Source organism: Alteromonas sp. AO-Serp (assembly GCF_017849675.1).
In the GTDB taxonomy this organism is placed as follows: Bacteria; Pseudomonadota; Gammaproteobacteria; order Enterobacterales; family Alteromonadaceae; genus Alteromonas; species Alteromonas macleodii.
On record NZ_JAFLMX010000286.1, the window covers coordinates 1 to 5,077 of the forward strand.

The 5,077-nt window shown below is 45.3% G+C and carries 5 protein-coding genes, 1 tRNA gene and 1 pseudogene; 5 read left to right on the forward strand and 2 right to left on the reverse strand.

Features of this window, described 5'->3' with window-relative positions:
- A partial coding sequence (locus QVA83_RS18740; protein ID WP_287498803.1) for a PCRF domain-containing protein occupies positions 1 to 534 on the reverse strand: 534 nt, incomplete at its 3' end.
- Between the two features lie 15 nt (positions 535 to 549).
- A complete protein-coding gene (hemA, locus tag QVA83_RS18745) occupies positions 550 to 1,824 on the reverse strand; it encodes a glutamyl-tRNA reductase (RefSeq protein WP_014949017.1) in 1,275 nt (424 codons plus the stop codon).
- Positions 1,825 to 1,955: 131 nt separating this feature from the next.
- Here hemA and lolB point away from each other — a divergent pair, with 131 nt between their 5' ends.
- From lolB to QVA83_RS18770, 5 genes and pseudogenes are all read left to right on the forward strand, one after another.
- On the forward strand, positions 1,956 to 2,582 hold the full coding sequence (gene lolB, locus QVA83_RS18750; protein ID WP_014949016.1) for a lipoprotein insertase outer membrane protein LolB: 627 nt from the start codon (positions 1,956 to 1,958) through the stop codon (positions 2,580 to 2,582).
- Complete coding sequence (gene ispE / locus QVA83_RS18755; RefSeq protein WP_014949015.1) at positions 2,582 to 3,448, forward strand: 4-(cytidine 5'-diphospho)-2-C-methyl-D-erythritol kinase; 867 nt, start codon at positions 2,582 to 2,584, stop codon at positions 3,446 to 3,448. The genes lolB and ispE overlap by 1 nt, the downstream gene beginning before the upstream one ends.
- A 33-nt stretch (positions 3,449 to 3,481) precedes the next feature.
- Positions 3,482 to 3,557 (forward strand) — tRNA-Gln (locus QVA83_RS18760).
- A gap of 33 nt (positions 3,558 to 3,590) precedes the next feature.
- On the forward strand, positions 3,591 to 4,538 hold the full coding sequence (locus QVA83_RS18765) for a ribose-phosphate pyrophosphokinase (RefSeq protein ID WP_014949014.1): 948 nt from the start codon (positions 3,591 to 3,593) through the stop codon (positions 4,536 to 4,538).
- A gap of 255 nt (positions 4,539 to 4,793) precedes the next feature.
- A pseudogene (locus tag QVA83_RS18770) lies at positions 4,794 to 5,077 on the forward strand (ribose-phosphate pyrophosphokinase); the annotation flags it as partial.

A 5,077-nucleotide genomic window follows, 5' to 3' on the forward strand; every position in this document is an offset into this window, starting at 1 on the left:
TTTCAATACGCCGTACACGCCATCGCCGCTAACATTCGCAATGACTTCTTTATAACCGCCGTGCTCACCTTCATTGGCGTTAACCAACTCTACACGCCAGCCACGACTTTCCGCATAACGGCTGTACATGCGGAACAAGTCACCTGCGAATATTGCCGCTTCGTCACCACCCGCACCGGCGCGAATTTCCAAGAAACAGTTGTTATCATCGTTAGGATCTTTTGGCAGGAGTAGCACCTGAAGTTCAGTTTCAAGGCGTTCAATTTCCGCCTTGGCTTCTTTCATCTCTTCTTGTGCCATCTCGCGCATTTCAGCGTCATCTTCGTTCAACATTTCCTGCGCTGAAGCCAAGTTTTCTTGTGCTTGCTGATAAGCATTAAAGCCTGCCACTACATCTTCTAGCTGACTGAACTCTTTTGACAAGTTGCGAAACTTATCCTGATCGCCGATAACTCCAGGGTCGCCTAACAACGCCTGAACTTCTTCGAAACGCTCGACTAAGTGTTCGAGTTTCCTAACTACCGACTCTTTCATATGCTTCTTATTACCTTATTTATTATCGTCTGACGAAAAGTCAGATAAATCTAATGCCTGTCCCATCCATCGGCTCAATGCCGGGTCATCGTGCATGGCAGCCTCGCGTAACGCTAAGGTTGTTGGGTGCAATAGCGTATTGGTTAATTTATACGCCATTTCTTCTAATACCGTTTCGGCATTTTTACCTTCCGCTAATTGCGCTTTGGCTTTTTCCACAATATCGTCACGCTGTGCCATGCCTTTTTGGCGATACTGTCTTACTAAATCTATCGATTGCTGCGACTGCTTCCACGTCATGTAGTCGCCAGCTTGTTTGTCGATGAGCTTTTCCGCTTCTTTTGCTGCTTGCTCGCGGTTTTCTAAATTCTTCTGAACAATATGCTGCAGATCATCAACAGTATAAAGATAGGCATCGCCCAGCTCGTTAACCTCTGACTCAATATCTCGTGGTACCGCCAAGTCCACCAAAAACATCGGCATATTTTTGCGCTGTTTAAGGGCTTTCTCCACCATCCCCTTGCCAATTAAGGGCAGTTGGCTAGCGGTAGAGCTTATCACGATATCAAAGTCTTTTAAGTGCTCTGGCACTTGCGATAAGGTAAACACACTCGCATCTAGTGTTTCGGCTAAGGCCTCTGCGCGGGCTACGGTTCTATTCGCCACCGCCAAACAGCTCACGCCCTGCTCTTTCAAATGCTGAGCCACAAGCTCAATGGTTTCGCCAGCTCCCACTAATAACACTGAACGTTTTGGTAGTTCAGCGAATATATGCTTGGCCAACTGAACGGCTGCATATGCCACGCTTACCGCGTTTGCACCTATATCTGTTTCACTGCGAACTCGCTTCGCCACCGAAAACGTATGTTGAAACAGCTTATCAAATTCGCTGCTCACCATACCTGAGTGTTTTGCATCACCAAACGCCTGCTTCACCTGACCTAAGATTTGAGGTTCTCCCAAAATCAGTGAATCAAGTCCGCTGGCTACACGCATAATGTGCTTTACCGCTTCATCCTGCGCGAGCACATAGCTGTTATTGGCAATCTCTTCTACATCCAAGTGATGGAAGTCACTTAACCATTGTAGAAGCTTTTGGCCGGTGTCGTCTTGAGTATTGACGTATAGCTCAGTGCGGTTACAGGTCGATACAATGACAGACTCATCTACGCCTTCCAGCTTTTTTAAACTCGCAAGCGCTTCCACCAGAGAATCCGGTGTAAAGGCCACTTTTTCGCGAAGTGCTACTGGTGCTGTTTTGTGGTTAATACCGAGGGCGAGTAAAGTCATTAAAATCTGTGCTGGCAACGTCGGAGCGGCATTGTACGAAAAACCCAAAATGATTGAAAGTGTTGGTGAAACTGTGTTCCCATAATGTCACAATTAAATGTGTTTTATTTTTATACAGGTAACGCGCCTTAATGATTCGCTTTATTTCCCTACTGTTGTTTCTCTGCTTCGTACTGAGCGCATGCACAACCGCTCCCAAAGGCCCAGAAAACGCGGTAAACCTCACGGCCCAACTTGAAAAAGTTGCTGAAGTACATAAGTGGCAAATGCGCGGAAAAATTGCATTTCGCCAAGGAAAGGAAGCGGCCAGCCTTAATTTAGTCTGGAAAAACGATTCCGGTGATTTTGATTTTCGATTAACCAATTTTCTAGGGGTAAGTCTGGTTAACCTTTACGTTACCCAGCAGCAGTCGGTATTAGAGGCTGACGGTGAAACGTATGTAGATGCTTTACCAGAACCACTTATTTATCAGATTACGGGAATGGTCATTCCGGTGGAATCACTATTGTCTTGGGTAAAAGGCTTACCGCTAGACGGTGATAAATTCACCCTAACTGAAAAAGGGTTGGTTAATACCCTAGAGAGCTATTGCCAAGGTTGCCGCAATTGGCAAGTTGCTTACGGTAACTACGGTAGTGTTGAGCTAGATGATGGCACATCTGTATGGTTGCCTCACAGCATAACGCTTACCCAGAATGAAACGCCGGACATGCCTAATACTCAGCTTAAAATTAAAATTTATCAGTGGACTCTGTAGTGAACTCATCTGTTTCAGAACATAAAGATTGGTGGCCTTCCCCCGCTAAACTGAATCTTTTCTTGCATATACTTGGCCGCTACGACAACGGCTATCACCAGCTTCAAAGTCTGTTTCAAATGCTGGATTACGGCGATGCACTCGCCTTTGACATAAGTACAGACGACACAGCCATTCGCATGGAAACACCTCTTGATGGTGTGCCAGACGATGACAATTTAATTGTAAAAGCAGCGCGACTGCTGGCAACAAAAACAAAATGTGATAAAGGTGCCGTTATTTCGTTAGACAAGCGCCTTCCTATGGGGGGCGGAATTGGCGGGGGTTCATCGAATGCGGCAACCACGTTAGTGGCGCTTAATCACCTTTGGAACACAGGGCTAAGTGAAGATGAACTGGCTGAGCTTGGGTTATCTTTAGGCGCTGATGTACCTATTTTTGTGCGAGGTCTAACTGCATTTGCAGGAGGCGTTGGAGAAGAGATAACGCCAGCTCCCCAAAAAGAACAGTATTTTCTTGTAGCGAACCCAAATGTTCATGTCAGCACAGCCGAAGTGTTCACCTCGCCGGATTTGCCCAGAAATACACCTGCGATACGTTGGGAAGACTATAAATTTGAAAAAACTTGGAATGATTGTCAGCAATTAGTCGCGAATCGCTATCCTGAAGTTGCAAAATTATTACAGTGGTTGGTACACTACGCACCGTCGCGAATGACGGGCACAGGTGCATGCGTGTTTGCCACTTTTTCTGACTACACTTTAGCCGAACAAGTTAGGGCTCAAATGCCTGAAACTTGGCAGAGTTTTGTCGCAAAAGGTGTGAATCGCTCACCACTATTAGACAAATTAGAACAACAAAGATAGCGTGTACGCCACATCGGACAAGAACTTAAAAATTGGGGTATAGCCAAGTTGGTAAGGCAGCGGGTTTTGATCCCGCCATTCGTAGGTTCGAGTCCTGCTACCCCAGCCAAACCTCTTTTATCAACGCACTGAGGAACCACTTGTGCCAGATATGAAGCTCTTTGCAGGTAATGCCGTACCAGAACTTGCCCAGAAAGTTGCCGATCGCCTCTACACCAAACTTGGAAATGCCAAAGTTGGCCGTTTCAGTGACGGTGAAATCAGCGTAGAAATTCATGAAAACGTCCGTGGCTCGGACGTTTTTATTATCCAGTCTACGTGTGCGCCTACTAACGATAACCTTATGGAACTTATTGTGATGATCGACGCACTACGTCGCGCATCAGCTGGTCGTATTACAGCAGTAATTCCTTACTTTGGTTATGCACGCCAAGACCGTCGTGTTCGTTCAGCTAGGGTGCCTATTACTGCGAAAGTAGTGGCTGACTTCCTGTCTAACGTTGGTGTTGACCGCGTACTTACTATCGACCTACACGCCGAACAGATTCAAGGTTTCTTTGATGTTCCGGTGGATAACGCATTCGGTACTCCTATCCTTCTTGCTGACATGGTAAGACGTGATTTTGCCGACCCTGTAGTCGTTTCTCCTGACATTGGCGGTGTTGTACGTGCACGTGCTACTGCGAAACTACTTAACGACACCGACCTTGCCATTATCGATAAGCGTCGCCCTAAAGCGAACGTGGCTCAGGTAATGAACATCATTGGTGACGTAAAAGACAGAGACTGCATCATTGTCGATGACATGATTGATACAGGCGGTACGCTTGCAAAAGCAGCCGAAGCACTTAAAGCACATGGTGCGCGTCGTGTTTATGCTTACGCAACTCACGCTATCTTTTCAGGTAACGCTGCAAACAACCTTAAAGAGTCTGTTATTGACGAAATTATCGTTACCGACTCTATCCCATTAAGTGCAGAGATGAAGCAAATTGGAAAAGTAAAACAGCTTACTTTATCTGAGATGCTTGCAGAAACTATTCGTCGTATCAGCAACGAAGAGTCTATTTCAGCAATGTTTGAATACTAAAATTTAAATATTGTTACTCCTACCAAAGAGCTGGCCCATGTAAGTGGCGCCGGCTCTTTTTTTACCTTTCTTTTTTCTTTGAAAGCGAACATCGCCTTAAAAATAAGAACAGTACATCAAGCCAAACACATTCCGTTTACGCCTTAAATATACTTTATTGCCGTTTTCCGACTCGTTAATGTGACTTTCTTTTCATCAATTTTAGGTTTAACGTTAAGAATTGTTGCGCGTTAAAACTACTATGAAGGACATAAAATGAAAACAAAAACACTATGCCTTGTTGCAGTAATTACTGCCCTTTTAAATACAACGGGCTGCTCTGGAGATGACGACTCAGTGAAACAAGCAGATCTTGAGAAACAAGGAACTGAAATGAAAGACAAATCTTCCACAGTTCAAGCTAACGATAAGGCGTCTATGCCCAAGGAACTGGTAGCCGAACCAGTTACTCAGGCTGAAGCCGTAGAAGATAATGCAAAAGGTGAAGTCACCATGAAGGGCAGTATTATTTATAAAGATCTCGAAGGCGGTTTTTATGC